General features: G+C 55.8%; 30 protein-coding genes and 1 tRNA gene. 14 read left to right on the top strand and 17 right to left on the bottom strand.

Features of this window, described 5'->3' with window-relative positions; all coding sequences use genetic code 11:
• Genes BD01_RS04785 through BD01_RS04775 form a run of 3 tightly spaced genes read right to left on the bottom strand, consistent with a single transcriptional unit; the run spans position 1 to position 1,119 of the window.
• Positions 1–429 (bottom strand): archease, encoded by a 429-nt coding sequence (locus tag BD01_RS04785; protein ID WP_042690665.1) that lies wholly within the window; start codon positions 427–429, stop codon positions 1–3.
• On the bottom strand, positions 426–890 hold the full coding sequence (locus BD01_RS04780; protein ID WP_042690663.1) for a type II toxin-antitoxin system VapC family toxin: 465 nt from the start codon (positions 888–890) through the stop codon (positions 426–428). The genes BD01_RS04785 and BD01_RS04780 overlap by 4 nt, the downstream gene beginning before the upstream one ends.
• Positions 859–1,119, bottom strand: a complete 261-nt coding sequence (locus tag BD01_RS04775) for a ribbon-helix-helix protein, CopG family (protein WP_042690662.1) — start codon at positions 1,117–1,119, stop codon at positions 859–861. Before BD01_RS04775 ends, BD01_RS04780 begins: the two co-directional genes overlap by 32 nt.
• Before the next feature lie 90 nt (positions 1,120–1,209).
• Between BD01_RS04775 and panB the strand changes: the two genes are divergently transcribed.
• Positions 1,210–2,061, top strand: coding sequence for a 3-methyl-2-oxobutanoate hydroxymethyltransferase (panB, locus tag BD01_RS04770; RefSeq protein WP_042690660.1), 852 nt, complete (start codon positions 1,210–1,212; stop codon positions 2,059–2,061).
• Between the two features lie 138 nt (positions 2,062–2,199).
• Positions 2,200–2,616, top strand: coding sequence for a hypothetical protein (locus tag BD01_RS04765; RefSeq protein ID WP_042690659.1), 417 nt, complete (start codon positions 2,200–2,202; stop codon positions 2,614–2,616).
• Here the strand turns inward: BD01_RS04765 and BD01_RS04760 are convergent.
• Positions 2,617–2,693, bottom strand: a tRNA-Thr gene (locus tag BD01_RS04760).
• Positions 2,694–2,732: 39 nt separating this feature from the next.
• Positions 2,733–3,548: a phosphatase PAP2 family protein gene (locus BD01_RS04755; RefSeq protein ID WP_042690657.1), complete on the bottom strand. Its 816-nt coding sequence runs from the start codon at positions 3,546–3,548 to the stop codon at positions 2,733–2,735.
• A 103-nt stretch (positions 3,549–3,651) separates the two neighbouring features.
• Here BD01_RS04755 and BD01_RS04750 point away from each other — a divergent pair, with 103 nt between their 5' ends.
• The 5 genes from BD01_RS04750 (at position 3,652) to BD01_RS04730 (ending at position 8,839) form a co-directional block, all read left to right on the top strand.
• Positions 3,652–4,098 carry an HAD family hydrolase gene (locus BD01_RS04750; protein WP_042690656.1) on the top strand — a complete coding sequence of 149 codons (447 nt, stop codon included), beginning with the start codon at positions 3,652–3,654 and terminating at the stop codon, positions 4,096–4,098.
• 1 nt (position 4,099) lies between these two features.
• Positions 4,100–4,699, top strand: coding sequence for a YigZ family protein (locus tag BD01_RS04745; protein WP_042690654.1), 600 nt, complete (start codon positions 4,100–4,102; stop codon positions 4,697–4,699).
• A 61-nt stretch (positions 4,700–4,760) separates the two neighbouring features.
• Positions 4,761–5,909, top strand: a complete 1,149-nt coding sequence (locus BD01_RS04740) for an AAA family ATPase (RefSeq protein ID WP_042690653.1) — start codon at positions 4,761–4,763, stop codon at positions 5,907–5,909.
• A gap of 145 nt (positions 5,910–6,054) precedes the next feature.
• Complete coding sequence (locus BD01_RS04735; RefSeq protein ID WP_042690652.1) at positions 6,055–7,824, top strand: ribosome biogenesis/translation initiation ATPase RLI; 1,770 nt, start codon at positions 6,055–6,057, stop codon at positions 7,822–7,824.
• A gap of 40 nt (positions 7,825–7,864) precedes the next feature.
• Positions 7,865–8,839: an AIR synthase family protein gene (locus tag BD01_RS04730; RefSeq protein ID WP_042690650.1), complete on the top strand. Its 975-nt coding sequence runs from the start codon at positions 7,865–7,867 to the stop codon at positions 8,837–8,839.
• On the opposite strand, the gene BD01_RS04725 is transcribed toward BD01_RS04730, so the two are convergent.
• Positions 8,836–9,699, bottom strand: coding sequence for a type I restriction endonuclease (locus BD01_RS04725; RefSeq protein ID WP_042690649.1), 864 nt, complete (start codon positions 9,697–9,699; stop codon positions 8,836–8,838). The genes BD01_RS04730 and BD01_RS04725 overlap by 4 nt on opposite strands.
• Positions 9,700–9,759: 60 nt before the next feature.
• Between BD01_RS04725 and BD01_RS04720 the strand changes: the two genes are divergently transcribed.
• From BD01_RS04720 to BD01_RS04710, 3 genes are read left to right on the top strand one after another with little or no spacing between them, the layout of a single operon-like run.
• The gene (locus BD01_RS04720; protein WP_156927384.1) at positions 9,760–10,563 is read left to right on the top strand and encodes a class II glutamine amidotransferase; all 804 of its coding nucleotides are present in this window, start codon (positions 9,760–9,762) and stop codon (positions 10,561–10,563) included.
• A 4-nt stretch (positions 10,564–10,567) separates the two neighbouring features.
• Positions 10,568–10,975: a CBS domain-containing protein gene (locus BD01_RS04715; RefSeq protein ID WP_042690647.1), complete on the top strand. Its 408-nt coding sequence runs from the start codon at positions 10,568–10,570 to the stop codon at positions 10,973–10,975.
• Positions 10,976–10,981: 6 nt separating this feature from the next.
• Positions 10,982–12,496, top strand: coding sequence for a metallophosphoesterase family protein (locus BD01_RS04710; protein WP_211233900.1), 1,515 nt, complete (start codon positions 10,982–10,984; stop codon positions 12,494–12,496).
• Here BD01_RS04710 and BD01_RS04705 read toward each other — a convergent pair.
• Both BD01_RS04705 and BD01_RS04700 read right to left on the bottom strand, forming a co-directional pair.
• Positions 12,468–13,325 (bottom strand): 2-phosphoglycerate kinase, encoded by an 858-nt coding sequence (locus BD01_RS04705; RefSeq protein ID WP_042690645.1) that lies wholly within the window; start codon positions 13,323–13,325, stop codon positions 12,468–12,470. The genes BD01_RS04710 and BD01_RS04705 overlap by 29 nt on opposite strands.
• The gene (locus BD01_RS04700; protein ID WP_042693159.1) at positions 13,322–14,623 is read right to left on the bottom strand and encodes a 2,3-phosphoglycerate synthetase; all 1,302 of its coding nucleotides are present in this window, start codon (positions 14,621–14,623) and stop codon (positions 13,322–13,324) included. Before BD01_RS04700 ends, BD01_RS04705 begins: the two co-directional genes overlap by 4 nt.
• A gap of 136 nt (positions 14,624–14,759) precedes the next feature.
• On the opposite strand from BD01_RS04700, the gene BD01_RS04695 reads away from it, so the two are divergent.
• Together BD01_RS04695 and BD01_RS04690 are read left to right on the top strand one after the other, a co-directional pair.
• Positions 14,760–14,939, top strand: coding sequence for a hypothetical protein (locus tag BD01_RS04695; RefSeq protein WP_042690644.1), 180 nt, complete (start codon positions 14,760–14,762; stop codon positions 14,937–14,939).
• 69 nt (positions 14,940–15,008) lie between these two features.
• Positions 15,009–15,884 (top strand): MBL fold metallo-hydrolase, encoded by an 876-nt coding sequence (locus tag BD01_RS04690; RefSeq protein WP_042690642.1) that lies wholly within the window; start codon positions 15,009–15,011, stop codon positions 15,882–15,884.
• Between the two features lie 58 nt (positions 15,885–15,942).
• Here the strand turns inward: BD01_RS04690 and cas4 are convergent, their stop codons facing one another.
• Positions 15,943–16,608, bottom strand: a complete 666-nt coding sequence (gene cas4 / locus BD01_RS04685) for a CRISPR-associated protein Cas4 (RefSeq protein WP_051482161.1) — start codon at positions 16,606–16,608, stop codon at positions 15,943–15,945.
• A gap of 119 nt (positions 16,609–16,727) precedes the next feature.
• On the bottom strand, positions 16,728–17,063 hold the full coding sequence (locus BD01_RS04680) for a hypothetical protein (RefSeq protein WP_042693154.1): 336 nt from the start codon (positions 17,061–17,063) through the stop codon (positions 16,728–16,730).
• 89 nt (positions 17,064–17,152) lie between these two features.
• On the opposite strand from BD01_RS04680, the gene taw2 reads away from it, so the two are divergent.
• The gene (taw2, locus tag BD01_RS04675; RefSeq protein WP_042690640.1) at positions 17,153–17,998 is read left to right on the top strand and encodes a tRNA(Phe) (4-demethylwyosine(37)-C(7)) aminocarboxypropyltransferase Taw2; all 846 of its coding nucleotides are present in this window, start codon (positions 17,153–17,155) and stop codon (positions 17,996–17,998) included.
• A 30-nt stretch (positions 17,999–18,028) separates the two neighbouring features.
• Here taw2 and BD01_RS11305 read toward each other — a convergent pair whose 3' ends face one another.
• The 3 genes from BD01_RS11305 to BD01_RS04665 form a co-directional block, all read right to left on the bottom strand.
• On the bottom strand, positions 18,029–18,202 hold the full coding sequence (locus BD01_RS11305; RefSeq protein WP_169730287.1) for a hypothetical protein: 174 nt from the start codon (positions 18,200–18,202) through the stop codon (positions 18,029–18,031).
• Positions 18,203–18,245: 43 nt separating this feature from the next.
• Positions 18,246–20,147 (bottom strand): aldehyde ferredoxin oxidoreductase family protein, encoded by a 1,902-nt coding sequence (locus BD01_RS04670; protein WP_042690639.1) that lies wholly within the window; start codon positions 20,145–20,147, stop codon positions 18,246–18,248.
• A gap of 1,203 nt (positions 20,148–21,350) precedes the next feature.
• Positions 21,351–22,196: a M55 family metallopeptidase gene (locus BD01_RS04665; protein WP_042690638.1), complete on the bottom strand. Its 846-nt coding sequence runs from the start codon at positions 22,194–22,196 to the stop codon at positions 21,351–21,353.
• Between the two features lie 148 nt (positions 22,197–22,344).
• Between BD01_RS04665 and BD01_RS04660 the strand changes: the two genes are divergently transcribed.
• Positions 22,345–22,578, top strand: a complete 234-nt coding sequence (locus BD01_RS04660) for a hypothetical protein (RefSeq protein ID WP_042690636.1) — start codon at positions 22,345–22,347, stop codon at positions 22,576–22,578.
• 6 nt (positions 22,579–22,584) lie between these two features.
• On the opposite strand, the gene BD01_RS04655 is transcribed toward BD01_RS04660, so the two are convergent.
• The 4 genes from BD01_RS04655 to BD01_RS04640 all read right to left on the bottom strand — a co-directional run bounded on the left by BD01_RS04655 (position 22,585) and on the right by BD01_RS04640 (position 25,344).
• On the bottom strand, positions 22,585–23,775 hold the full coding sequence (locus BD01_RS04655; protein WP_042690634.1) for a magnesium transporter: 1,191 nt from the start codon (positions 23,773–23,775) through the stop codon (positions 22,585–22,587).
• 156 nt (positions 23,776–23,931) lie between these two features.
• Positions 23,932–24,690, bottom strand: a complete 759-nt coding sequence (locus BD01_RS04650; protein ID WP_042690633.1) for a geranylgeranylglyceryl/heptaprenylglyceryl phosphate synthase — start codon at positions 24,688–24,690, stop codon at positions 23,932–23,934.
• A gap of 2 nt (positions 24,691–24,692) precedes the next feature.
• A complete protein-coding gene (locus tag BD01_RS04645) occupies positions 24,693–25,175 on the bottom strand; it encodes a PIN domain-containing protein (protein WP_042690631.1) in 483 nt (160 codons plus the stop codon).
• The gene (locus BD01_RS04640; RefSeq protein WP_042690628.1) at positions 25,144–25,344 is read right to left on the bottom strand and encodes an antitoxin family protein; all 201 of its coding nucleotides are present in this window, start codon (positions 25,342–25,344) and stop codon (positions 25,144–25,146) included. The genes BD01_RS04645 and BD01_RS04640 overlap by 32 nt, the downstream gene beginning before the upstream one ends.
• Position 25,345: the final 1 nt, after the last annotated feature.

Raw genomic sequence — 25,345 nt, 5'->3', positions numbered from 1 at the left:
TCACAGGTCGGGAACGAACTGCGCCATCCAGCGCCCGTCCGGCAGTTTCTCAATCCTCATGTCGTGATAGGTTATCGCCTTAACTTCCTCTTTCGGCTCGTGCTTCTCGTAGTCGAGAACCTCTCCACAGGCCTTCGCTTTAAGGCGGTAGCCGTTCTCTGTCTTCTCTATCCTGACCCTGACGTCGCCGAAGACCAGTCCCTCCATGTCGTGGAGCACCAGGAGTTCCTCAAGGAAGCTGTACAGGAGGGCCTCCAGGTCCTCTTCCTCTACCTCAATCTCGCGACACTCCCTCGGCTCGACCTTCCTCACGTCCACCATCACGTCAAACAGGCCCAGCGCCACAGCCTCAAAGGCCTCCTCCAGCGTTGAGCCGTAACCGCGAACGCCTATGTCTGCCGTGTGCTCGTAGTGCTCCCAGGTCCTCATTCTCTCACCCCCACGAGAATTGAGTTCAGGCCCTCTTTAAGGGCTACCTCGTGAAGCCTCTTATCTGCGGTGTAAAAGGCATCGGCCTTTACATACTTCGCCGAAACTATTTGCAAGGCGTCTGCCTGATAAATGTGATACCTCTCAATCAGCTCCCACGCATCGGCGAGGAGCAGGGAATGGACGGGAACGACCTCAAGGACACCCAGTCTCGTGAACCGCTTTACCTCCGCAAGGAAGCCCCTCTTCAGGAAGTTGAACTCCTCCTCGGTGAGCTGGCCCCTCCTCAGCTTTTTGTCGAATATCCCAATTACCTCGCCTATGTTCCAGAAGCTGAAGGCCAGCTTCACCTCACCCCTGTAGGCGTCCCTGAAGGCTTTCTTCACGAGGTCACTTCCGTTTTCGTTCAGATACCTCTTCAAGATTGCGCTACTGTCCAAGTAAACGCTCCTCGTGCTCATCCCTCATCTCCCTCAGGAGCTTTTCACTGCTCTCGCCACCAACGTCGAGTGGCTCGAACCACAGGGGAACCTCGGAGTCGTCAACGTCCTTCAAAACCTCGTTTATGAGGTAGTTCATCAGAGCCTCCTCCAGCAGTCTGCTGACCTCGCTCCCCTCCCGAAGGGCCAGCTCCTTGAACTCCTTCCAGAGCTCCTCATCGACGTAAACGCTCGTCTTTACCCTGCCCATGCCACCACCTGTAGGTAACTACCGACGTCGGTATATAACCCTATCGAAACCGTTAATTAGACCGCCGTCGAAACGAAGGCAGGTGGTGGTATGAGGGAGGTAACGCCGAAGAAAATCCGCGAGATGAAGGGGAAGGAGAAAATCACGATGGTGACGGCATACGATTACCCCTCGGCGCTCCTGGCGGATAAGGCGGGAATTGACATCGTTTTCGTCGGCGATTCCCTCGGAATGGTCGTTTACGGCGATAACAATACGCTCAACGTGACTATGGAGCAGATGGTTTTCCATACGAGGGCCGTTGCAAGGGCCGTCAAGCGGGCGCTCGTTTTAGCTGACATGCCCTTCTCCAGCTACGAGGTCAGCGTCGAGGAGGGTGTTAAGAACGCCGTTCGGCTTATTCAGGCCGGAGCCGATGCGGTGAAGATTGAAGGCGGTGCCGACCACGAGAAGCTCGTCAGGAAGCTCGTAAGGATGGGAATTCCGGTTATGGGCCACACCGGACTAACCCCCCAGCGCTATCTAAGGCTCGGTGGCTACAGAATCACGGGCGAGACGGAGGAGGAAATCGAGGAAATCCTGCGCGATGCGAAAGCCCTTGAGCGGGCCGGAGCCTTTGCGGTCGTTCTGGAGTTCGTTTTGGCCGATGTTGCGAAGCTCGTAACTGAGGAGGTCTCGATTCCGACGATAGGAATTGGCGCAGGCCCATACGTTGACGGTCAGGTTCTGGTCTGGCACGACCTCCTTGGAATTTACGAAAGCTCGCCTCCCTTCGCCAAGCGCTACGCCGAGCTGGGTGGGATTATCTTGGAGGCCCTGAGTCAGTACAACCGGGAGGTCAAGGCTGGAGAATTTCCAAGTTCCGAGCACTACTGGGAGTATCAGGACAAGGAAGACTTTGAGAGGAAGGCGAAAAACGCCCTCAGAAGGCTCGACCTCTAAGTTCTTTCGGTGACTTTTTGGATTCCTTCCAATTTTGTGTGTTTCCAGCCCTTCTTTGTAACCACTCCGTGGTTTTGGATTGTTTAAACTTCAAGGTTTATAAGGGGTTATTGTGAAATATCCAATGGTGGCAGTGGAATGTTCAACGTGACGAGGGGTGCGAGGGGCAACAAGCGGCTCTTAGCGATGGTCTTCGCGTTCTCAGTGGTGGCAGTGGTGTTCATCGGCTTCGTAGTGGCTACTGGCTCGAGCGCCACCTACCACGTGACCCTGAGCCCCAACTCCCTTTATTACTTTTCCATTTCAGGTGGCTTCCTGACCCTTTCCCTGGACGTTTCCTCTTCTGAGCCCGTTACGGTTTGCATAACCGACTCTACAGGTCTTGCAAAGTTGGAGGCGGGTGGAAGGGCCCTGTGCTATCTCTATGCCCAGGACGTTATGAACATTAAGAGGGTTTGGAGAAGCCCCAAAGACGGTCAGTTCTACCTCGTGATACTATCTGACAAGCCCGCAGAAGCGACGGTTACCATAGAGCGCGGAATTCTTGTAAAATGATGGAGCCGGGACCGGGATTTGAACCCGGGACCTGGGGATTACGAGTCCCCCGCCCTGCCGAGCTAGGCTACCCCGGCACCGTTCTAAGGAACAGGCCCGGGATTTATAAGCTTTTCTCAGGGCTGGCCGAGGATGCTCCGGATTACCATCAGCCACTTCTGGGGGTCGAGGGCTATAAGGAGCATCAGCGTTGCTAGGACGAAGTTGAACATGGTAAGGGCGCCGAGGGACTTAAGCTCAAGACGGTAGAGGCTCTGGGGAATCCTTACCGCCCATCCGTCCGTTACGCGGGAAACTGCCCACGCAAGAAGGAAACCCGTGAGGACATCGTATATCCAATGGTGGCCGAGGAAGACTGTCGCAAAGGGAATTAAAGTGTTTATCCCTATCAGCACTTTTCCTCCAAGGCGCTTTCTGTACTTCCAGATTGTTATGATGTTTATGGCGGCGAAGGTGTTGTGCAGTGAAGGCAATACGAACTCCTGTCTCGTGAGGAGGGTGTTCTCCATCGAGTAACCTGGAATGTGGTAAACGTAGTGAGGGGCGTGAATGTGGACGAGAAGGTAAATCGTTCCGGCGCCTGCGTATGCCATCAGGTACCTTGCGAGGAGCTCGTCTGACGTCTGCAGGTCGCGCAGATAGAGAAGAACGTAAAGCACCATAAACCCTATTGACCCTGCGAATCCAAAGTAGTACACCCACCGAAGTGTCGTGTAAAGGGGGACGAGTGAGCGGGTATAGTCAAGAAGCCCGAGAACTAGGGATTTGGAGGTTAGGGGGAGCTTTAAAAAGTCACGGGTGATGTCAACGCTCCACCTGCCGATGTACCCGTATAAAACGCCAAACGCTATCCATCCGAAGTAGCTGAGGATGAAGGCGTTGAGCCTGACGAGGACTTCTTTGTCGCGAAGCCTCGAGAGGAGTGGGTTCATTTCTTATCCCCCGGAGTTATGCTTTAACTCGTTGGTTATGTATCGGAGCAATTTGGAGCCAATCCTTTAAAAACTTTGCACTTAACCCCGGAAGGGTGGTACTGTGGAAATACCCGGCTACGGAAAGCTTGAGTTTGGGGCGGTTCTCTTCGACCTGAACGGAACGCTCGGTGTTGAGGGAAAGGTTCCAGAAGACGTTAAGGAGCTCCTCGCAAAGCTCGCCGACCGCTACACCGTGGTCGTTCTCAGCGCGGACACCTTTGGGACCTTAGAGGAGGAATTCAGAGGGTTGCCCGTTAGAATCGAGAGGGTCTCAAGCGGTGCCGAAAAGGCCGAGATTGCCGAAGGCTACGCACCTTACGTCGCGGTGGGTAACGGGAACAACGACGTTGCCATGCTTGAGAAGGCGGAACTGGCCTTCTGCGTGATTGGGCGGGAAGGGGGGAGCGTTGATGCGCTCCTCGCGAGCGATGTAGTCGTCACGGACGTTAGGGATGTGATAGAGATGCTCCTCAACGAGAAGAAGCTAATAGCGACTCTGAGGAGGTAGCATGAAGACCCTAAAAGGACCAGGCACGGCCCGACTCGTTGTGAAGAAGTCCGTCTTCATAGGCTACGCCTCGCCCGCTAAAAACGAGGAGGAAGCCAAGGCCTTCATCACAAAAATCAAGGCCCATCACAGCGACGCTAACCACAACGTCTCGGCCTACGTTATAAACGACGGGCGGAACTTCGCGGTTCGCTACGATGACGACGGCGAGCCGAAGGGGAGCGCCGGAAAGTCCGTCCTGAAGGTGATTCAGAACAAAGGCCTGAGCAACGTGGTCGTCGTGGTCACGCGCTACTTCGGCGGGATAAAGCTCGGCTACGGTGGTCTGGTAAAGGCCTACAGCGAGGCCGCGAGTCTCGCTATTGAGAACGCGGGAATCGTTGAGGTTTACGAAACGGAGCGCTTTCAGGTTACCTTCCCCTACAGCCTGTTCCACACGGTCAGAGAAACCATAGAGAAGGCCGGCGCGAGGGTCGTGGGCGAGGACTACTCCAATAACGTTACCTTCACCGTTGAGGTAAGGAAGGGCGAGGCCGAGGGACTGATGGAGCTTTTGCGGGAAAGGACGAGGGGTAGGGTGAGGTTAGGGGCACTCTCATGAGTTCGTTTGAGGGGAACCTTTAAATTTACACGGCATGTAATTTACACGGGGTGTAAATTTCATGGTATGTAAAAATTTCTTCAGGACGAGGCCGGTTATGGAGGAGGAATGTCTCTGGGGAAAGGGCCATAGAAAAGCCGTTGAGGACATCCTTGGCGCAGTGTTACGGGGGAACACCGCGGTTCTCCTCGGCCCGAGGAGGGTCGGGAAAACAAGTGTGGTTAGTGTAATGGCAGAAAAACTGAGGCGAAAGAGGGGTTACCATTACGTTTATTTCAACTTTTCTCGCTTCATAGGCTCTCGGGCGATATCAATAGCCGACATAGAACCCAAGAGGACGTCCCTCAAGATGATAACGACGAGCAAAAGCTACAAAATATCATTTCGGGGGGTGAGCGTTGAGGTAAGAAAGACCAGCATTGAGGAGTTCAGCAGGGACTTTTCAACGCTGGTCCGGGTTTTGTCCCAGAATGCCGAGTTGGGTGTTTTGATATTCGACGAAGCCCAGGTTCTGGCCAGGCTGAAGAATCTTGACTTCAGGGGGCTACTGCAGGAGATAACAGACAGTTATCCAAACATCTCTCTCGTTTTCACGGGCTCAATGCCGGGTATGCTGGTCGAGTATCTAAACCCGGGCGCCGAAAAGCCAAACTTCATGCGCTCGGCGGAAATCTTCACCCTTCCACGGTGGAGCATCGAGGAGGGTAGGGGATATCTCCTCGAAGGCTTCAGAAGCTACGGAATAAAGGTAACGAACGAGCTGGAGCTCTCAAGAGCCGTTGAAGAGCTGGGGGGAGTTCCCGGGTTTATCTCTCACTACGGCATTACGGCGGTTAACCTCATGAGAACAGGAAAAAGCCCAGAAGAAGCCCTCCCAGTGGCCCTTGAGGAAAGCAGGAGGTATGCGCTTGAGGAGTGGAGAAAGGACATAGAGGCTTTTCTGAACGTCTACAACAGTAGGGTTTATATCGGCGTTCTCAGGGTTCTGGCCGAGGCATATCCGAGCGCCCTCCGTGGGGCGGAAATCTACAGGAGGCTTAAAATTCTGGGTTTAGCACCTACAAGGGTTCAGCACATCTATAAGTACCTTGAAACCCTTGAAAAAGCCGGTTTTATTCGCTCGTCTGAAAGGAAGTACTGGATTGAAGACCCCCTCCTTAGGGAGGCCGTCAAGAAATTCAACCTCGACCGGGTCGCTCCTGCCCTTTAGGAATTTTCCCGGAGAAATAAAGGGAAACATCAGCAGAGCCTCTCGGCCTCCGCGTGGAGTGAGATTAGAGCCTGCATATGCATCCTCAATGCTCTATCCCGCAACCCTTTAAAATCCTCGCCCTCAGCTTAGCCCGGTGGTGAAGATGAGAATCGCGGTCATCGACTACGACAAGTGCAACCCTGACAAGTGCGGTCACTTCCTCTGCGAGCGAGTCTGCCCGGTCAACCGAATGGGCGGTGAGGCGATAATCATAGACGAAGAAAACTACAGGCCGGTCATACAGGAGGCCAGCTGTACCGGCTGTGGAATCTGCGTTCACAAGTGCCCCTTCAACGCGATAACGATAGTCAACCTGCCGGAGCAACTTGACGAGGACTGCGTCCACCGCTACGGAATCAACGGCTTCGTCCTCTACCGCCTCCCGGTTGTCAAAGAGGGCATGGTCGTTGGAATCCTCGGTCCCAACGGAACCGGTAAGACGACGGCCGTCAAAATCCTTTCCGGCCAGCTCCTGCCGAACCTCTGCGGCGACAACGACTCCTGGGATAACGTGATTAAGGCCTTCCGAGGAAACGAGCTCCAGACGTACTTTGAGAGGCTGAAGAACGGGGAGATTCGACCCGTCGTGAAGCCCCAGTACGTTGACCTGATTCCCAAGGCCGTTAAGGGAAAGGTCCGCGACCTGCTCAGGAAGGCCGACGAGAGCGGAAGGTTCGACGAGGTTGTTAAGGAGCTTGAGCTCGAAAACGTTCTCGATAGAGACATAAGGCATCTCTCGGGCGGTGAGCTTCAGCGCGTTGCCATAGCCGCGGCCCTCCTGAGAAACGCGGAGTTCTACTTCTTCGATGAGCCGTCGAGCTACCTCGACATAAGGCAGAGGCTCAGGATTGCGAAAATCATAAGGAAGCTCGCCGAGTCGGGCAAGAACGTTCTGGCGGTCGAGCACGACCTCGCTATCCTCGACTACATGAGCGACATAATTCACGTCGTTTACGGTAAGCCCGGTGCCTACGGTATCTTTTCACAGCCCAAGTCAACGAGAAACGGCATAAACGAGTTCCTCAGAGGCTATTTGAGGGACGAGAACGTCAGGTTCAGGCCCTACGAGATAAACTTCAGCAAGAAGAGCGAGCGCAAGAGCCAGGAGGGAGAAATCCTCGTCGAGTATCCGAGTCTCGTTAAGGACTACGGCTCCTTCAGGCTTGAGGCTGAGGGTGGCGAGCTCTACATCGGCGAGGTCGTCGGAATCGTCGGCCCGAACGGAATCGGTAAGACAACCTTCGTGAAGATGCTCGCGGGAGTCGAGAAGCCGACGGAGGGCGAGATAGACTGGTCCCTCACCGTCTCGTACAAGCCCCAGTACATAAAAACCGACTACGACGGAACGGTTTACGAGCTCCTCAGCAAGATTGACGCGAGCAAGCTCATGAGCAGTTTCTACAAGAGCGAGCTCCTCAACCCGCTCGGAATTCCAGAGCTCTACGACAAGAACGTCAACGACCTCTCCGGCGGTGAGCTCCAGCGCGTTGCCATCGTGGCCTGCCTGCTCCGCGATGCCGACCTGTACCTCCTCGACGAGCCCTCAGCGCATCTCGACGTCGAGCAGAGGCTGGCGGTTTCGAAGGCAATCCGCTCGCTCATGGCCAAGAACGAGAAGACCGCGCTTATAGTCGAGCACGACGTCATGATGGTTGACTACCTGAGCGACAGGCTGATAGTCTTTGAGGGCCAGCCCGGCAAGTTCGGAAGGGCGAGCAAGCCGATGGGTATGCGCGAGGGGATGAACCGCTTCCTGGCATCGGTGGGCATAACCTTCAGGCGCGACCCCGACACAGGAAGGCCGAGGGCCAACAAGGAGGGCTCCGTAAAGGACAGGGAGCAGAAGGAGAGGGGCGAGTACTACTACACCTAAAGGCTTTTCTTTTCCTCCTCCAACTTTCCTTGGTGGTTGTATGAAGCCCGGAAAACTCCCGCCGGAACTCCTTGAGAAGCTCGTTCTCTCAAGGCTTCCATCTAAGGGTAAAGGTGTCATCGTCGGCCCGGGAACGGGGATAGACGGGACAGCCTTAAACGTCGAGGGAACTCTCGTTGCATCCAGCGACCCGATAACCGGGGCAACGAAGAGAATCGGCTTTTATGCAGTCCACGTTAACGCGAACGACGTGGCGGTTATGGGCGCGGAGCCGAGGTGGTTTCTAACGACGGTGCTCCTTCCAGAGAACGCGAACGAGGGACTTTTAAGCGAGATAATCGACGAAATCTCGCGCGAGGCCGAAAAGCTCGGTGTTGCGGTCGTCGGCGGGCACACGGAGGTAACCCTGGGCCTCGACAGGCCCATAGTGGTTGGAACAATGCTTGGCGAGGCCGAGAGGCTCGTCAGGCCCGATGGGGCGAGGCCGGGGGATGCAATAATCATGACGAAGTGGGCCGGAATCGAGGGAACCGCCATAATCGCGGAGGAGCTCAGGGAAAGGCTCGCCCCCATACTCGGGGAGGAGTTCCTTGAGCGGGCATCGTCTCTCATCGAGTACCTGAGCGTTCTTCCCGAGGCGAGGATTCTCAGGAAGGTCGCCAATGCGATGCACGACCCGACCGAGGGCGGAGTGCTCAACGGCCTCCACGAGATGGCCGATGCCTCGGGTCTTGGCTTCAGGGTTTACGCCGAGAGGATTCCAATCCGCGAGGAGACGAAAACCCTCTGCAACTACCTCCACCTGAACCCGCTCGGCCTGATAAGCTCTGGCGTCCTCCTCACCTCGGTTCCGAGGGATTATGCTAAAAAGACCGTCGAGGAGCTTTTGAGCCACGGCATAACCGCGAGCATCATAGGGGAGTTTTTAGCCGAGGAGAAGCGCGTCATAGTCGAGGAGAACGAAGAGAGGCCCGCGTGGAGACCCGAGAGCGACGAGCTGTGGAAGGTCGTTTAGACTTCCACCCCAATCTTTATTCCCTCGTCCTTCTCTATCTCGCGGAGGAGGAGAACGACCTTCTCGGGCGGAAGTTCCATCCCGGCGAGCAGTTTCTTGGCCTTCCTAACCTCTTCCCGCTTTTCCCCGCTTGACCTTCCCTCAAGGTAGTCGAGAACCGCCAGGAGGGCTCCTTTAAGGCTCCTGTCGCCGAGGGGCAGGGGCCTCCAGCCGTTTTCGTGAACGTAGACTGCCTTCGGAACCTCAACGCCCGACAGCTTGTCCACGGGCACTATAGAGGGTTTGCCCCTCGCGCGGAGGTAGTTCAGCAGGGTTTCTTCGTCGAACCCCTCGTTGAGCAGGCTCTTGTAAGCTATTTCAAAGGCGTTGAGAAGCGTGGCAAGGCGCTCCAATTTCCCTATCCTGTCCTTGGAGAGCAGGGAGAGCTTTACGAGCACCCGCTCAAGGGGTTCCTCCTCCAAATCCACCGTGAAGAGAATCCTGTCCCTGAGCGAGGTTCCCTCTGCAAATGCCTTGGCAACCACCCACTTGGCGCCGTTGGTGAGGATTCCGTAGCGGACGCCCCTGCTGAAGCAGTAGCGGGCGAGCTGGCGAAGCGGTTCGTCGCGCTTTATTACGTTCACCGAAAGGTTCTTCGCCTCAAGGAAAGCCACAATCTCGCCGTTGAGGAGGAGCGCGTAGTCGGCCCTCCCGTCCTCGGTCCTCTCCTCGGGCCTGACCTCCTCTGGGTTGTTCCAGTCCCAGCCGAGGGCCGTCATTATCTCGCCTATCAGGTGTTGCTTTACCGCTTCCTCGTTCCTCTCGTAGAGCTTCCTGTGGAGGCCAATCCGAGACATAACGTTGAGAATCGCGCGCTCCATCCCCTCACCTTTTCCCCGTTGGTAAGGCCACCTAAAAGCTTTTGGGGTTTGGGGACGTAGATGATTGAGGTGGACACCGTGTGCAGGATACTCTTTGCCATGGGGCCGGGGGAGGGGATTGAGCCCCTCGCCAGGGCGTTCATGAAGTCCGCCGAGAACGACCCCTACCGCGCGAGAAGGAGCGGAAAGAGCCAGCACCGCGACGGCTGGGGCTACGTCCTCCTGAGTGATGGAAGCGTTCATCACTACCGCTCGGCGAGGGCAGTCTTTGAGGATGGGAAGGGGTTCTCAGGGCTCGTTGGGCTCCTTCGGGAAAGCGATAACGCAGTTCTCCTCACCCACGCGAGAGCGTCTTCCCAGGGCTCGCTCGGGCTCTTCAACGTCCAGCCCTTTGCCTTCTCCACGAGGCGCGGTTTTTCCTTCTGGTTCCTCCACAACGGCGACCTCGACAAGGAAAAGATTATCGAGCTGGCGGAGTTCGAGGGAGAGGACCTGAGGGACACCTCGGACAGCTACGCCTTTTCAGCCTACCTGTGCAGGGCCCTTCAGAGGCCTGAAAAGGAAGAACTCCTGAAGCACTACTCACTCGGGGCTTCGCTGGCGAAGACAACCTTCAACACGGCCACGCTCTTCCTCCTTCCCGACGGGGGCTGGAGGGCCTTCGTGACGGCATACATGACCGACGATTACTGGAAGAACGACCTTCACCGGGACTACGCGAGGCTGATTGAGCTCGACGGCGACGTTTTTGCGGTTGCGAGCTCGACCCTTGAGCTCCACCACAAAGCGGATTGGAAGAACATTCCAAATGGCACCGCGCTTCTAATAACGCCCGGTGGAATCGAACGCCTTCCCCTGGGGTGATGGTATGGACGAGAACGCCCCGATTAGGGTTTACATGACGCGGAAACTCATTGGCGTTTCGCCGGAAGATACGGTAAAGCGGGCCTGTGAGGTCATGATGGAGTTCGACATAGGCTCGCTCGTCGTTGTGGAGAACAATGAGGTCGTGGGCTTCTTCACGAAAACCGACGTCATACGGCGCGTTGTGATTCCGGGGAAGCCCAACACGACACCGGTTCGGGAGATAATGACGCGGGAGCTCGTTACGGTAGACGCCAACACCCCGCTTCGCGAGGTTCTCGACATAATGGCCAAGAAGGGCATAAAGCACATGCTCGTGAGCGAGAACCGGAAAATCGTCGGGATATTCAGCCTCAGCGATTTGCTGAGTGCGAGCAGGAGAAAGCTTGAAACCGCCATAGCGGCGGAGTGATGTGCCATGATAAGGATTGCCCACATAAGCGACACCCACATAACCGGTGAGAGTGCCTACAAGGGCTACGCCTATGACCTGATAGCCAACGAGGTGAACAGGCTGAACTTTGACTTCGTCGTCCACACAGGAGACGTCACCAACAACGGCCTGCGTGAGGAGTACGAGAGGGCCGAGTACGAGCTCAAGAAGATTCAGAAGCCCCTCGTCGTCGTTCCGGGCAACCACGACGTCAGGAACGTCGGCTACGACCTCTTCGAAGAATTCATCGGCCCGCTCAACGGCGTCTACGAGTTCAGGGACGGCGTCCTAATCTGGGTGGACTCGACGATTCCGGATTTAAGCGACGGCAGAATCGGGAAGCACAAGTTCCGCTGGCTGAAAAAGAAGCTTGAGGAGTACTCCGACAGGAGAATCAAGATAGTGGCCGCGCACCACCACCTCGTCCCGCTCCCGAACACCGGACGCGAGAGAAACGTCCTCTTCAACGCTGGTGACGTTCTCGATTTGCTTCTCAGGAACGATGTCACGCTCTACCTCTGCGGTCACAAGCACGTTCCCAACGTTTACCGCGTCGAGGACTTGGTTGTTGACAACGCCGGCTGCACCTCCTGCCGGAAGACGAGGCGTGGTGACGTGAACAGCTACAACATCGTTACGATACACGACGACGGCAAAGTGGAAGTCACGATACGGCGCGTCACGGGCGAGGAGGTTAAAGCTCAGCACAGGCCGGTTAAGCCAAAGCTCTTCGTCCCCAGGGGGAGAAGGCTCCTAAGGATAGTCCAGCTCAGCGAGAGCAAGGTCTCGGACAGGGTTTACTTCAGGAGGAAGGTGCTCGAGAACGTGGTGAACCTGATAAATGAGAAGCTGAAGCCCGACATCGTCGTCCACAACGGAGACGTCGTTGACATGGGCATTGAGCGGAACTTTGAGAGGGCCAGGGAGCTCTGGGATAGGATTGAGAGGCCAAAGCTCGTCGTCCCCGGCCACAGCGACATGACCTACCTCGGCTACGAGCTCTTTTCAGAGTACTTCGGCGAACCGGAGACGCTCTCCTTCGACGGATTCACATTTATCCCCGTCTCAACGCCGCAGTACGAGACAGAGATAGGCGTCGTGGGGAGGTTCGGCCAGAGAAAGCTGGCGGAGGAGCTGGACAACGCCGAGAACTTTCGGGTCGTTTTCATGCACCACAACGTCGTTCCGATACCAAGGAGCAGGGAGCGCGGGTTCCTTGAGGACGCGGGCGACGTGCTGAAGCTCCTGACCGGGAAGGGAGCTGAGCTCGTCCTGACCGGGCACGGGGGCAACGCCTTTGCAGTTCGCGTAGAAAACACAATCGTCATAAACGCCGGCTCGGTCAGCTGGGAGCTCCACAGGAACCCCTTTGGAAACAGCTTCAACGTTATAGACGTCTACCCGTGCATGGTGATAGCCTTCGAGGTTCAGGCGACGTGGGGGAGCCGGAGGCTCCTCGGGGTGTGGAAGCTCAAAGGCTCTCGCGGAGGCGCTCCATGAGGTCCTCCATTATTTCGTTCACGGTTTTTTCGAGCTCGACGTTCTCTATGACCCTTACCCCGTGCTCCTTGGCCCTTCTGACTATGTACTCCTGAAGCCAGAGAATCTCGTCGAGGTGCTCGAGGTAGTACTCGGCCGGCCTCTTGCTGTAGCGCGAGCGCTCGTAGAAGTGGGCCTCCAGAGCCTTCCTGTCGCTCACCGTCAGGATGTACATGAAGGCGTTTCCGTTGGCCTCTATGAACCCCGGGACGAGGTGAATGCCCTCGATTATAGCGTTGAAGCCCTCGCGCTGAACCCTGTCGAGGACGGCCTTAACGCCCACAGAAACGTGCCTAACCTGATTTTCGAACCCCTCTATGAGGCTGTTGGCCTTCAGCTCGCGCCATGCCAAAAACGATGAGGCGTGCAAATCGGGCAGAAGCTCCCTCGCGATTATCTTCCTCATGACCTCGCGAACGGTGTCGGTGCCGATTATCGTCCTTATCGAGAGCCTGAAGGCCAATTCCGTCGCTATCGTGGACTTTCCGACGCCGGTAACGCCCCCGAGGAGGACGACGAGCGGAACCTTTTTCCTCCTGAATTCGCGCCAGAAGAGGTAGCGCTCTGCTTCCTTCTTGAGCCCGTGCTCGATGAGCTTCCGGTAGGTGAGCTCCCTTATCTCGTCAGTGCTCACAACGCGCTTCCTCTTCTCCACGAGCTCCCTCTGAACCTCACTCGCGATTATGTAGGCTATACCCACATCCACCCCGGCCAGGGTTATAGAGCGCGTGAGGATTCCGCGCGAAAACGGCAGTTGAACCCTTCTCTCGGGGTCCGTGACGATTATCATCTCCCCATCACCTTCCTGGCGAGCTCCAGAACTGCCTTCCTCAGGTCCTTGCCGTCCACGTTGACCGGCTCGTTGGCGAGGTAGATTACCTTGATGCCCCTCTCAAGGGCCCACCTCGTCACGACGTCAACCGCCGCGGCTTTCAGCTCAACGAGGACTGCATCAACTCCCGCTTTTCTTCCGAGTTCCGCGAGGTCACCCTCAAGTGGGGGCCTCTTCGAGAGGTTTCCACTGGCGAAGACAACCTCGGCACCGAGGCTCTCGATATCCCCAACGGCCCTCTCAATCGCCTTCCACGATGTTGTGAAGAGCGCAACCCTCTTCCCCGAGACCTCGCCGAGCGGTTTCGGTGTGAACCTGACCAAGTGGACGTCAGCGTTGGGATTAACCCTTCTCACGAAGTTCCGGAACTCCTCGGCCTTCCGGGGCTCAACGTCCGCCATGGTGATTACTGCTATATCCGCCAGACCAATCCTGAAGGGCCCGAAGAAGCCCTCAACGGTTTCCCTCGGCTGGAGGGCGCTGAGGACGGTGATGTAGCCGTCCGCCAAAACCGGCGGAATCGTTGCCCCGCTTCCCTCGGCTATGATGATATCGTGTGGAAGTCCCTCGGCGAGCTTTATTCCCTCGTGGACGACGTGGAAGAACGGAAAGCCCGCCATTCCTCCCCCACAGCGCCGGCATCCGATGGTCGTCACTCCAGCGACGAGTGCATCCTCGTAGTGGTCCGAAGCGGCGTGCTTGCCCATCTCCGCGAGTTTTAGAAGGTTCTCGGGCGTCAGCTCTTCCCTCTCGCCGTCTATGAGCTCCGGCCTCTCCGGCCCGCCCCTGCCCATCGTGACAACCACGGGACGGTACCTCTCCTTCAGAACCCTCGCGACGAAGCCCCCTATTGCCGTCTTTCCGACGCGCTTTCCGAGGCCGAGGACGCTTATGGTCGGCTTCTTTGGCCTTATGAGTTCCCCGGGCCTGAACTCGAAGTCGGCTCCCCTGTAGGTAACTCCATTGCGCAGGCAGATGGACGCTATCCGAAACCTCGCGCTGTAATCGACGACGGGCTCGTCGCTCAGGTCAACGACCTCGTCAACCTCGTTCTCTAAAAGCGCCAGTTCAAGGGCTTTCATCGGGTCATCGTCAACGTAAAGCCTTACCCCAAGCTCTTCCGCGAGCTTCTCGGGCGGACCTATCTTCTCACTACCCCCGAGGAAGACCGCACAGCACACGTCGCCGAGTTTTTCAATCGCCCACCTCGTCACGGGCGGGTAGTGCTCGCCGTCGATTAGGGCGAGCCTCCTCATCTCTTCACCCCACATCCGATTACCTCGGGTTAATTTAACCTTTTCCGTTTTTCCAGGCACTCTCGGAGGAGAAAAGTTATAAAGGGGAACGATGAACTAAGGACGGCCTCAAAGGCCAGATAAGGAGGTGTGTAAAATGGCTGAGATGCTTGTTAAGTCCAAGGTTAAGGAGCTCGTTAAGAACCTCGACCCCGAGATGAGGGTCAGCCCGGAGTTCTACGACGCCCTTGAGGAGGAGCTCAAGGCCCTCGTCGAGAAGGCCGTCAAGAGGGCCAAGGCCGAGGGAAGGAAGACCCTTTACGCCAGGCACGTTTGATACCTTTCCTTTCCTTCCATTCCTTCCAAAGCCTTTTATTGATTGGTCCCTAACTTCTTCGGTGGTAGTATGGCGTTGAGAAAACTCGGCGATTCTGCTTACCTTTATCCCGGAAGTCCGTCAACTCTCATTCGGGTCGTCGATGAAGGGGCTGTTCTCGTTGACCCTGGCCACGGAAGCGGGAGACACAAGGACATCAGGCGAGAATTGCGGAAGCTCGGCCTTCCCCTCAAAGCCCAGCTCGTGACGCACGGCCATGCAGACCACGTGGCCGTTTCTTCGAAGCTCGACGCTCCCCTTTTCGTTCACCGATTCGAGTTTTCCATAGCTGAGAGCCCCCTCAACAGGGAAATCCTGACCTTCGGTTCGAGGGTACCGAGGGGTTTTCTGGCGTACTCTGCCGGTGAAGTGAAAGTTCACGCGGTCTTCGAGTGGGGTGATGAGTTTTTCGGACTGAAGGCCTTAAAGCTGAACGGCCACTCCCCGGGAATGACCGGGTTCCTCGATGAGGAAAACGGCCTGCTCTACGCGGGAGACTCCTTCTTCGGCGAAAGGCTCATCGGTGCGGTCGGCGTTCCATACCTCGTGGATTGGGCCCTTTTCAGGGAGTCCCTCACAACGCTCAGGGGCCTCGCCGAGAAAGGCTACATGCTCATTCCCTCGCACGGAAGGCCCGTGAAGGGCGACGAAGCCGTTGAAACGCTCGAATTCAACCTCAATCGCCTGGAAGAAGTTGAAAAGCTCGCCATTGAGTTCCTTCGGAAGCCGATGACCGTTGAAGAGCTCGCGCTCGGGATAATGGGCAACTACCGCGTCGAGATTACCCCGCAAAAGCTCGCCCTGGACCTCGTGCCCCTCCGGGCCCTTGTAGCTGAACTCTACAACCGCGGGCTCATTGAGGCGGTGGTTGATAACGGGCTCAGGTGGGTTGTGAAAAAGGAGTAGCTTTGCGGTTACCAACCCCAAAGATTGGCCAGAACTTTGTGATTACCAACCACAAAACTCACTCGTCCCCGGGATAGCAGAGGTAGCGGTAGGGACAGAACTTACAGGCATAGCTCCTCCAGCCCTCGGGGGGTTTCCCTTTCTCGTAGGCCTTTTTGACCGAATAGAAGTGCCTTAGCGTTTCCTTGAAGAGCTTGCCGTCGTAGGGAATCTCAAAGGCCCTGAAGTTCGGGCCCTTTATCACCGGAAAGTTCGACATATCGAGCTTGCCGATTATCTTCGTCGGCTCGTCGTGGAGTTTGATATAATATAGGTATCCGTATTCCGCCTCGGCCCACCGCAGGTAGACGTTGAGCTGAGCCAAATGGTAGTCGTAAGGAACCTTCGGGAGGCTCGTCTTCCCCTTAATCTCGATGGGGAACTCGCGAAACGCATCTATTCTCCCGTGAATCTCGAAACCGAGCTTCCTTGAGCGCAGGACGAGATGTCTCTCAAGCTCGAAGCCGAAGCGTTTGCTAAGAATCTGCCCGAGAACCTCGTGGGTTTTAACGCCCTGATTAAGCCTAACCTTGACGTTCTCGGGCCACCTCGGAGGGTAGCCCTTCAGGCGGAAGTATATCCTCCTCGGACAGGTTAAAGCCTCGCTCGCGTAGAACTCTATCAGCCCGTCGTTTTCAGCGCTTCCGTTGTTTCCCACTTCTCTTCCCTCCGGTGGGCGGTTCATCGGCCCGCGAACCTCCCCGCCCCTGCGTCAGCTAATACCGACGTCATCACAGTTCAGACTGGGCAAGGGTCGTCATCCGCGAAGGAAGGTAGAAGGGAAGAATTTAAAGCTTCCGTTGGTTAGAGAACCATGCGCCTCTTCCTCTTAATCGAATAGCTGAGCCCGTAGGCCGGCCAGATGCTCGGGGGCTGCTCGTAGTGGTGAAGGTTCCTCAAAATCTTCTCGGCCGACCTCTTGTCCCGGGCCTTAACCCTCAGGACGCCTCTGTCGAGCTCGACAACCCCATCAGCGAGGCGAACCGTCAGCTTCGAGCCGTCCACCTCGGGCCTGGCGCGCATGAGAAGCCTGCGGTAGTCTTCATACGCCTCTTCGCTCAGCCTCTGCTCAAGAAGTGCCTCCTCCTTACGGCCAAACAGCCTCGAAAACAGCCCACTATTCGGGGGCTCGTCCTCCATATCGTTCATCGACCTCCGATGGTTCTCACCCTAAATCCGTCCTTTAAGTTTTTAAGGCTTTCCTATCGCTTTTTGACGAAGGGACCAAGATGAGAGCGAAGCGAACCCAGGTCATAAAACCCCGCATACGGGAGATACTCTCGAAGGAGCTTCCGGCCGGGCTGGTTAATTTGCTCCCCAAGCACTGGGTCCAGATTGGCGACGTCCTTATTCTGCCCCTCCGGCCGGAGCTTGAGCCCTACAAACACAGGATAGCCGAGGTTTACGCGGAAGTTCTGGGCGTGAAAACCGTCCTCAGGAAGGGCCACATACACGGCGAAACCCGGAAGCCGGACTACGAGGTTCTCTACGGCGGGGACACCGTTACCGTTCACGTTGAGAACGGCGTCAAATACAAGCTCGACGTTGCCAAAATCATGTTCTCGCCGGCCAACGTCAAGGAGCGCGTCAGAATGGCGGAAGTAGCGAGACCGGGCGAGCTGGTCGTTGACATGTTCGCGGGAATAGGCCATCTGAGCCTCCCGATGGCCGTCCACAAGGGGGCGAGGGTTATAGCGATTGAGAAGGACCCCTACACCTTCCGCTTCCTGGTCGAGAGCATCTGGCTCAACAACGTCCAGGACTTAATGACGCCCTACAACATCGATAACCGCGATTTTCCCGCTGAAAACATAGCCGATAGGGTTCTGATGGGCTACGTTGTAAAAACTGCCGAATTCATACCGAAAGCTCTGAGCATAGCGAAGGACGAGGCGATTGTTCATTACCACAACACCGTGCCTGAGAGGTTAATGCCAGAAGAGCCCTTCGCGACCTTCAGGAGGATAGCAAGGGAACACGGCTACGAGGCCGAGAAGCTCAACGAGCTAATTATCAAGCGCTATGCCCCCGGCGTCTGGCACGTTGTCGTTGACGTTAGGGTGTTCAAGCGGTGAATAATCCCCATTAGTATAACCGTGGTTATACTACTCCTCTCCTTTCTTTTCTTCCTGCGTCCCCCATAACGGCTCCCAATCCTCACACACGAAGTTCATGTGAACGGTCTTCATGTGCTTCCGGCACATCCCGTAGGTCAGGAAGTAGGAATCAATCGGCCCGAACCAGCGACAGTTCTTGCAGGCCTTGAGCTTCTCGTCCATTTCCCCCACCGGAGGAGAATAAGAGGGGGAGGGATAAAAACCTTCAGATTCCCGCTCCGATGTCGTCCGCGATGTCCGGCAGGTCGAGGGCCATGAGCTTGGCCTTGGTCGGGATTCCGTCCCTGCTCCATCCGCGAGCCTGGTAGTACTCGTCGAGCATCCTATCGAGCTCCCAGGGCGGGACGTGGAGGCCCTTGCTCGGTCCCTCCGGAATCGGCTCCCACATAATCCTGTAAGGCAGGGTGTCGTCCTTCCTGGTGAAGCCCTCGCGGACGTTGAAGGCGCGAGCGATGTTCATTATCCTCTCGCCGATGACCATCAGCTCGGCCTCTCCGATGTTCATGCCGGTGACGGCCTCAACGAGCTCCGGGAAGCCCTCAAGGAAGTACATGTGCCTTGAGAACTTACAGACGCCGGTGGCGTCGTAGATTGCCATGAGGTTCTCGTGGAAGGCAATCTCAAAGCCCTTGTTCTCGCCCTTGGTCCTGTCAACACCCTCGAACTTCCACCACTTGCCGACGAGCTCGGTTCCGTAGGCACCGCTGGTGAGGTGGTCGGCGCCGCGGACGTTGACCGCGAAGGCAAGTGCCATTCCCTTTATACCACGGACGTCGTAGGCAGGTGGCTCCATGCCCTTGACGTGGAGCGCGAACTTCTCGCTTCCCCTGCCGAGCCTCTCGCTGGCCCTCTTGACACCGTCGGCGAGAAGCTTTCCGAGGTTGCCCTCGCGGTAGGCCATCTTCTTGAGCGCCTCAACCGCCGCCTCGCCGTTGCCGAAGGTCAGCTCAAGGCCGTCCGCCTCTTCCTTGGTGAGGAGGCCCCTCTCGTAGGCCTCCATGGCCCAGGCGATTGTTACACCGGCTGAGATGGTGTCGAGTCCAAGCTCGTCGGCGAGGTAGTTGAGGTAGGCAACGGTCTCGAAGTCGTCGAGCTCAAGGGCTCCGCCGAAGGAGTAGAGGGTCTCGTACTCCGGACCGTCGGTCATAAAGGTGCCCCACTTCTCGCTCTCGACCTTAACGTACTGGCTGCACGGCTTGTTACAGAGCGGGCACGGCCTCCTGCCGGCGCGGTACTTGGGTGCCCAGTAGTAGGGGTCGATGTAGATGTGCTCCCTGCCCTCCTCCTTGGCCTTCTCGTATGCCTTCTTGAAGAAGCCCATCTGCCAGTTCCTGGTCGGGAAGGTTCCCCTCTCCCTGTTCATCCAGTCGAGGAACTCACCGCTTCCGTAATCCATGTCGGCCTTGGTCGCTGGGTGGTCCTTGAATATCATTGCCCACTTCTTTATGAGCTCGCGGAGCTTCTCGGGCTCGGCAATCGGTATCTTCTTAGTTCCCTTGACGACGATTCCCTTGAGCTTCTTGCTTCCGAGAACTGCACCTGGACCGCCCCTACCGGCCTGCCTCTCATCGGTGTCTATCGTCGCGATGAGGCTGAGGTTCTCGCCGGCCGGACCGATGAAGGCGGTCGCAAAGCCCGGATACTCCTCCTTGGCCTTCTTTCTCGCCTCGCCGGTGGTGAGGCCCCAGTACTCGTTAGCCGGAACGAGCTTGACCTCATCATCCTTGATGTAGAGAAGAACGGGCTCCTCGCTCTGCCCCTCGATTATGAGAACGTCGTAACCGGCTTTCTTGAGCTCCTCACCCATCTTGGCGCCAGCCATCGAACGGCCGTAACCGCCGGTGAGCGGGCTCTTGAAGTTGAACGCCGTCTTGGAACCGGTTCCGATTCCGGTGCCAACGAAGAGACCAGGGGTTATAATCATCTTGTTCTCGGGTCCGAGCGGGTCTGCCTTCGCGGGAACTTCGTCGTAGAGAAGTCTCGTTCCAAATCCAACGCCGCCGAGGTATTTCCTCGGGAACTCCTCTGGAAGGGGTTCGACCTTAATCTCTCCTGTCGTCAGGTTGACCCTCAGAATCTTTCCCCAATAGCCACCCTTGGCTTCCATACGATACCACCTCGAAGATTTTTCGGGAAGGAGAATATAAGGGCTTCGAAAAGGGGTACATTTGACAAAACTGGGGGAGTTAAGTCCATTCGTTAACTTGAGCGAACTTTCATGTACATTGTGTTGGGAATTTTGTTTGTCTGAGTTTCATTGGAACCCTGAGCTCACTTTAAAATGCAACCGATGCGGTGTTAGCCCACTTTAAAAGTACGCCCCTAGAGCGAATCTCTGACATCTGCCCCGGAAAAGGAATTTTGGGTTTAAAGAAGCCAAAACTTCCCAAATCTGCCTTTTCAAAAGGAATCACAAACTTTGATGAAACTTCGCGCAGACGAACAAGCTTTAACAAAGCTTGACCAAAGAGTGTCCTTCTTACTCATAGGCAAAAAGTCAGTCGTGCACTGGCCGAGTGCAAGTTTAGAGCGGGTTTAACACCAAACAAGGCTTTTCAAGCAGTTCCAACTTTGCTATTGGCGTCCGAAGGACGCCGTTTAAAGAATTGAACACTCGCAAGCAAGCTTTTGGGAAAAGCTTGACCAAAAGTGTTAAACCCTCACAGGGGGGCAAGGATAGAGTGCATGCCTTCCCAAGTAACCCGTTGGTTTTGAGCTTGCTTTAATAAGGGCTCTTGGGAAAGGTGTTTAATTTAAAACAGCGCCCGAAGTGCGCTAATGGAAGAAACACGCTTGAGAATAGCAAATTTAAGAGCAAACCTGCCTGAAAATGAACCCTTTTAAAATCATGCCGGCTTTTGATGAAACTTTTCACAAGAAAAGTTTCTCCGCCAGCGCTTGCGAAGGAAGCTTTTGAAAAAAGCTTCACCAAAAGTTAGTAGCTCTCGCTCAAAGGCTCAAATAGAGCGGATTTTACTGGGAAAATCGAGCTTTCTAGGAGAGAACCAGTCAAAATAACCCTCTGAAAGGGTTTACTCTCTTTTGACGCCCTTCGGGCGTCGGTTTAAAGTTAAACCCTTCACACCAAGAAGTAGCGTCATAAGTTCTCCCACTCAAAACTGCCAACTGACGAGAAAAATCCCTCAAAAGTTAACTCTGAAATAAGGAGCTACCGACCTTGGTCAAACTTCGCGCAGGCGAAGTTTGTGGTTGTGCCCCCGGGGAGCGAAGGGGACTCACGGCTCGCCGAGGCGCTCATCCCCCGCGGTTTCCCGGGGGCGACTTAAGTTGAGGACTTCCTCTTAAATCGTTAGCGGTTCACTATCGAGCTGACCCCCGCGGCCGCAAGGATGAGAACTTCAAAGGTCTTGTAGGCCTCTTCAACGCTTCCCGCCTCGAAGCGAACGGTCTTCCCGTCGAGCCTCTCGACGAAGGGCAGTAGCTCGGCGACTTCCGCGTAGGCGCTGTTGAGGAAGCGGAGCTTGACCTCAACCGGCCTCTCGGTTTTCAGTGGCCTAACCTCACCGCGCTCGACGCGCCTGAAGGCTTCAACGGTTCCTTCGCGGAGGAGCTTCTTTATCCCTTCCATTCCGGGGCTCACTGCCGAGTACCTACCAAGGCTCTCCTTCAGGGGAACACCGACCGCCCAGGGGAGGTGAGTCTTCACGTCCGTTTCTATCAGCGCTTTGTCTCCGGCGACCATCGCAACCGGAACGTTCCACTCGCCGAGCAGGTAGGCGTTCAAAAGGGTCTCGCTGACCTCGACGCCGTTTATCTCAAGCCTGTCAACGGTTGCACCGCTGTAGGTGTGGTCGAACGTAGCGTGGCCGGTTCCGGCCTTGGCGTGGTAGCCGAGGAAGATTGCGAAGTCCGAGCCCTTCGCCCCGGCGACCATGCTCAGCGGCCTCGGAAAGCCCCGGACGAGCCTGACGTAGTCCGGCGTTTCGTCCACGAGGATGTTAACCATCGGGCCGTGGCTGTCCGCTATGACGACCTCGTCAACCCCGAGCTCATGGTGGAGCGTCTCAGCGACGACCCTTACAACCTCGGTCGCTATCTTCCTCGCTTCCGCGTAGAGGGCGCCCTTTACGAAGAGGTTCTCCCTGCTGACGATATAGGGCAGCCCTTCAAGGTCGAGAGAAATGAAGGCCCTCATGGCAATCACCAGAGGAATGTAGAAGCGCTGAGATAAAAATCTAACGAAGTTCGATAACTGTCGGGAATATTTTTGACGAAGGCCGATAATCCCCGCTCATGAAAAAGGTTTTATAGGACTTCTTTCAAAGAATAAAACGGTGATGGGTATGCAAATCCTCGAAGTTAACATGAGGCTCCCCTACAAGGAAAGAGGGAGCATTCTTGGTCGTCTTCTCTCAAAGGTCGGTGGCAGGATTAAGGACATACACTTCCTTCCTCCCGACGCGACCGGTATGTCCGAAGTCAGAATGGAGCTCGTTGGCGATAGGAAACTCATTCAGGAGCTCAGAAAAATTGTGAAGGACGGAAAGCTTTCCTTCAAGGTGCTCTCCGAGGCTTGACTTTTTTCATATTGCACTCAGCGCCACCCAGACGAGGAACATCGTTCCTATGACGTCGCTGAGCGTCGTGACGACCGGAATCGCCACGTTGTCCGGGTCCCAGTTGTACTTGTCGGCCAGTATCGCCACGACGAGTCCAATGAGCATCGCCACGAGTATTATCGCCGGGAAGCCGAGCACGAAGTTCCAGAGGATTCTCGCGGGCCTGTGGATGTAGTGAACCACCACCCACGTCGAGATAAGGTTCGTCAGGTAGCCGATTATCGGCGCGAGGATTAGGAGCGAGAGAAAGTCGTAGAGCGTTTCTCTACTCTTGACTGCCTCAACGCCCTCAAGGTGAATCTTGGTTGAGACCTTCGCCGCTATTATCGAGCCGAAGTTGCCCATGCTGTCGTTCACGCTCGGCCACATGACGCTGACGATGATTACCGCGTTGATTATTTTCTCATAGGTTACGAGCAGACCTCCGGTTACGGTCTCTATGAGCGCCATCGCGCCGATTATCGCCGCCAGCTCTCCGAAGGCGCGCCTGTGCTCCCCCTTAAACCGGGCTTTTAGTGCCAAGAGCACGAGCAGGGCGAGCATTGTGAAGGACAGCGCGTAGAACGCCCGCTCGTGGTGGAGGTAGAGGAGCGCGAAGTAGACCATCGTCGGCATCGTTATCAGGTCCGCTATTGAGCTTATGAGCGGTGCCGCGATTAAATCTGGGTCGTAGCCTTTCTTGAAGGGGATTATCGTAATCAGGGCGGTTCCATAGCCAAGGATAACTCCAATGAATATCGCCGACGCAACAACCATGAGCAGGACTACCACGTCCTGAACAAAGTTATGGACGAGGAACAGGCCGACAACCCAGAGCACGATGAGGGGAATCTTACTGCTGAGGATTGCCATGACTATCTGAGTGGTCACCTCCGGGTCACGAACGCTATCGATGAGACCGAGGTTGAGCTTGGTCGTGAAGCGGGACGCGAGGGCCGAGAAGATGTTGCCCCTCAAATCCATGAGGCCGGGCATTATAAAGACCAGAATCGGGAAGTAGCTCATTACCGTGCCCCAGTTCTTACCGAGAACAGCACCGCCGACGAAGTCAAATATCAGGCACAGGAACAGGGCCGGAAACGACAGCAGAAACGCGTCCCTGAGCTTGCCCCTGAACGTCCTTGAAGTCCCCACTGCACTCCTTACCACCGTCATCGTCCTCACCTCTCGCCACCATAACAGTACCACCTCCGGAGACCTTCTTAGAACCCCCGCGGGCTGGTCTGGGTGGGAAGTAAAAAGGGTTGTGGTTCAACCGTCAAAAGGACTGAGAAAAAAGCGGAAGCCAAAACGTGAACCCCTGGAAGGCCGTTATCCCTTTATCCCTGCATTCAGCTCCTCAAGCTTTTCCCTTGCTTTCTCGATTGAGCCGGCTTTTTCTATCGCCGTTCCGGTAACGATGATGTCTGCCCCGGCTTCAACTGCCCTCCTCGCCTGCTCCCCGGTCCTTATGCCGCCGCCGACGATGAGGGGAACGTCTATGACCTTCCTAACGAGGGCAATCATCTCCGGCGGAACCGGCTGCGGCGCGCCGCTACCCGCCTCGAGGTAAACGAGGCGCATGCCGAGGTACTGGCCGGCCAAAGCGTAAGCGGCGGCAATCTTCGGCTTGTGCCTCGGTATCGGCTTTGCATCCCCAACCCAGCCCACAGTTTCACCGGGCTCGACTATCAGGTAAGCCATCGGAATCGGTTCTATTCCGTAGCGCTTGACGGTGAAGGCTCCCAAAGCTTGAGAGCCGGTTATGAAGAAGGGGTTCCTCGAGTTGAGGAGGCTCATAAAGAATATCGCGTCGGCGTACCTGCTTATCCCGCCGTGCGAGCCGGGAAAGAGGATTACTGGCAGGCTGGAGGAGTCTTTTATAGCCTTGACAACGTTGTCGAGAACGTCTCCCTCGGCCCCGGTCGAGCCTCCAACCATTATCGCGTCAACGCCAATGCTTTCGCTCATCTCCGCTATCTTTCCAGCCGTTTCCGGCGAAACGTCGTCCGGGTCGAGTAGAACGAAGTGGAGTTTCTCCTTCTTCAGCTTCTCGTGAATGTAGCGCTCGACTTTGCCTATTTCGAGCATGTTCACACCTCCAAGAATTCTTTAATCATGTTGTCATCGGTAGATTCATCAATGAGAAGACAGGGAACGTTTAAATCCTTTGAATGCGAACAAAGGGCTTTATCACGTGTTATTAGGCTGTATCCCTTCGTTAGTGCCAGGGCAAGAAAATAAGTATCGAATCCAGAAGGCGCAACGAAGGAAGCAGTTTCCTTGGCGATTCCATAGATTTCCTCCTCGGACACTACCTCAAATGATGCCTCGACGGCGTTTCCAAGCCTGATGGCGAGACTTGTATCCCCGCTTATCCTTTTTACAACGCTTATGACCTCAACAACTGCCACTCGTGGGATTGCGACGTTTTTCCCTTTCACCAAGTCGAGTATCAATCTGCATTTTTTGAGCACCGCTTGTTTGTTTCTAATCTGGGGATAGTTCCTTTTGTAAAAGAACGCTCCGACTATGACGTTAGTGTCAATAACGAACCCTCTTTCGTCCCCTGACATCTTCGAGCACTTCCTCGACGTTTGCATCAACGGGAATTCCCTCAATCTCCTCAAGTAAGTCCCATATCGTCTCGCCGACGATTACCTTGACCTTCGCCCCCTTTGGGAGGTTTACCTTTCTCAGGGGCCTGAAAGTCTCGCCGTCGTAGACGGCCTCAATGACTGTCATA

It is taken from the genome of Thermococcus nautili (assembly GCF_000585495.1).
Lineage (GTDB): Archaea > Methanobacteriota_B > Thermococci > Thermococcales > Thermococcaceae > Thermococcus > Thermococcus nautili.
This window is presented reverse-complemented; position numbering and strand designations above follow the sequence as displayed.

What these genes read in the sequence shown, in the direction of transcription:
- BD01_RS04715 (WP_042690647.1), top strand. Translation starts at nt 10,568, where the DNA reads ATGGACGAGAACGCCCCGATTAGGGTTTACATGACGCGGAAACTCATT.
- BD01_RS04735 (WP_042690652.1), top strand. Translation starts at nt 6,055, where the DNA reads ATGAGAATCGCGGTCATCGACTACGACAAGTGCAACCCTGACAAGTGC.
- BD01_RS04720 (WP_156927384.1), top strand. Translation starts at nt 9,760, where the DNA reads ATGATTGAGGTGGACACCGTGTGCAGGATACTCTTTGCCATGGGGCCG.
- BD01_RS04705 (WP_042690645.1), bottom strand. Translation starts at nt 13,325, where the DNA reads ATGATAATCGTCACGGACCCCGAGAGAAGGGTTCAACTGCCGTTTTCG.
- BD01_RS04640 (WP_042690628.1), bottom strand. Translation starts at nt 25,344, where the DNA reads ATGACAGTCATTGAGGCCGTCTACGACGGCGAGACTTTCAGGCCCCTG.
- BD01_RS04755 (WP_042690657.1), bottom strand. Translation starts at nt 3,548, where the DNA reads ATGAACCCACTCCTCTCGAGGCTTCGCGACAAAGAAGTCCTCGTCAGG.
- BD01_RS04660 (WP_042690636.1), top strand. Translation starts at nt 22,345, where the DNA reads ATGCAAATCCTCGAAGTTAACATGAGGCTCCCCTACAAGGAAAGAGGG.
- BD01_RS04765 (WP_042690659.1), top strand. Translation starts at nt 2,200, where the DNA reads ATGTTCAACGTGACGAGGGGTGCGAGGGGCAACAAGCGGCTCTTAGCG.
- BD01_RS04780 (WP_042690663.1), bottom strand. Translation starts at nt 890, where the DNA reads ATGAGCACGAGGAGCGTTTACTTGGACAGTAGCGCAATCTTGAAGAGG.
- BD01_RS04745 (WP_042690654.1), top strand. Translation starts at nt 4,100, where the DNA reads ATGAAGACCCTAAAAGGACCAGGCACGGCCCGACTCGTTGTGAAGAAG.
- BD01_RS04700 (WP_042693159.1), bottom strand. Translation starts at nt 14,623, where the DNA reads ATGAGGAGGCTCGCCCTAATCGACGGCGAGCACTACCCGCCCGTGACG.
- panB (WP_042690660.1), top strand. Translation starts at nt 1,210, where the DNA reads ATGAGGGAGGTAACGCCGAAGAAAATCCGCGAGATGAAGGGGAAGGAG.
- BD01_RS04680 (WP_042693154.1), bottom strand. Translation starts at nt 17,063, where the DNA reads ATGGAGGACGAGCCCCCGAATAGTGGGCTGTTTTCGAGGCTGTTTGGC.
- BD01_RS04655 (WP_042690634.1), bottom strand. Translation starts at nt 23,775, where the DNA reads ATGACGGTGGTAAGGAGTGCAGTGGGGACTTCAAGGACGTTCAGGGGC.
- BD01_RS04740 (WP_042690653.1), top strand. Translation starts at nt 4,761, where the DNA reads ATGGTATGTAAAAATTTCTTCAGGACGAGGCCGGTTATGGAGGAGGAA.
- BD01_RS04670 (WP_042690639.1), bottom strand. Translation starts at nt 20,147, where the DNA reads ATGGAAGCCAAGGGTGGCTATTGGGGAAAGATTCTGAGGGTCAACCTG.
- BD01_RS11305 (WP_169730287.1), bottom strand. Translation starts at nt 18,202, where the DNA reads ATGGACGAGAAGCTCAAGGCCTGCAAGAACTGTCGCTGGTTCGGGCCG.
- cas4 (WP_051482161.1), bottom strand. Translation starts at nt 16,608, where the DNA reads ATGAACCGCCCACCGGAGGGAAGAGAAGTGGGAAACAACGGAAGCGCT.
- BD01_RS04730 (WP_042690650.1), top strand. Translation starts at nt 7,865, where the DNA reads ATGAAGCCCGGAAAACTCCCGCCGGAACTCCTTGAGAAGCTCGTTCTC.
- BD01_RS04665 (WP_042690638.1), bottom strand. Translation starts at nt 22,196, where the DNA reads ATGAGGGCCTTCATTTCTCTCGACCTTGAAGGGCTGCCCTATATCGTC.
- BD01_RS04695 (WP_042690644.1), top strand. Translation starts at nt 14,760, where the DNA reads ATGGCTGAGATGCTTGTTAAGTCCAAGGTTAAGGAGCTCGTTAAGAAC.
- BD01_RS04785 (WP_042690665.1), bottom strand. Translation starts at nt 429, where the DNA reads ATGAGGACCTGGGAGCACTACGAGCACACGGCAGACATAGGCGTTCGC.
- BD01_RS04650 (WP_042690633.1), bottom strand. Translation starts at nt 24,690, where the DNA reads ATGCTCGAAATAGGCAAAGTCGAGCGCTACATTCACGAGAAGCTGAAG.
- BD01_RS04775 (WP_042690662.1), bottom strand. Translation starts at nt 1,119, where the DNA reads ATGGGCAGGGTAAAGACGAGCGTTTACGTCGATGAGGAGCTCTGGAAG.
- BD01_RS04710 (WP_211233900.1), top strand. Translation starts at nt 10,982, where the DNA reads ATGATAAGGATTGCCCACATAAGCGACACCCACATAACCGGTGAGAGT.
- BD01_RS04645 (WP_042690631.1), bottom strand. Translation starts at nt 25,175, where the DNA reads ATGTCAGGGGACGAAAGAGGGTTCGTTATTGACACTAACGTCATAGTC.
- BD01_RS04690 (WP_042690642.1), top strand. Translation starts at nt 15,009, where the DNA reads ATGGCGTTGAGAAAACTCGGCGATTCTGCTTACCTTTATCCCGGAAGT.
- taw2 (WP_042690640.1), top strand. Translation starts at nt 17,153, where the DNA reads ATGAGAGCGAAGCGAACCCAGGTCATAAAACCCCGCATACGGGAGATA.
- BD01_RS04725 (WP_042690649.1), bottom strand. Translation starts at nt 9,699, where the DNA reads ATGGAGCGCGCGATTCTCAACGTTATGTCTCGGATTGGCCTCCACAGG.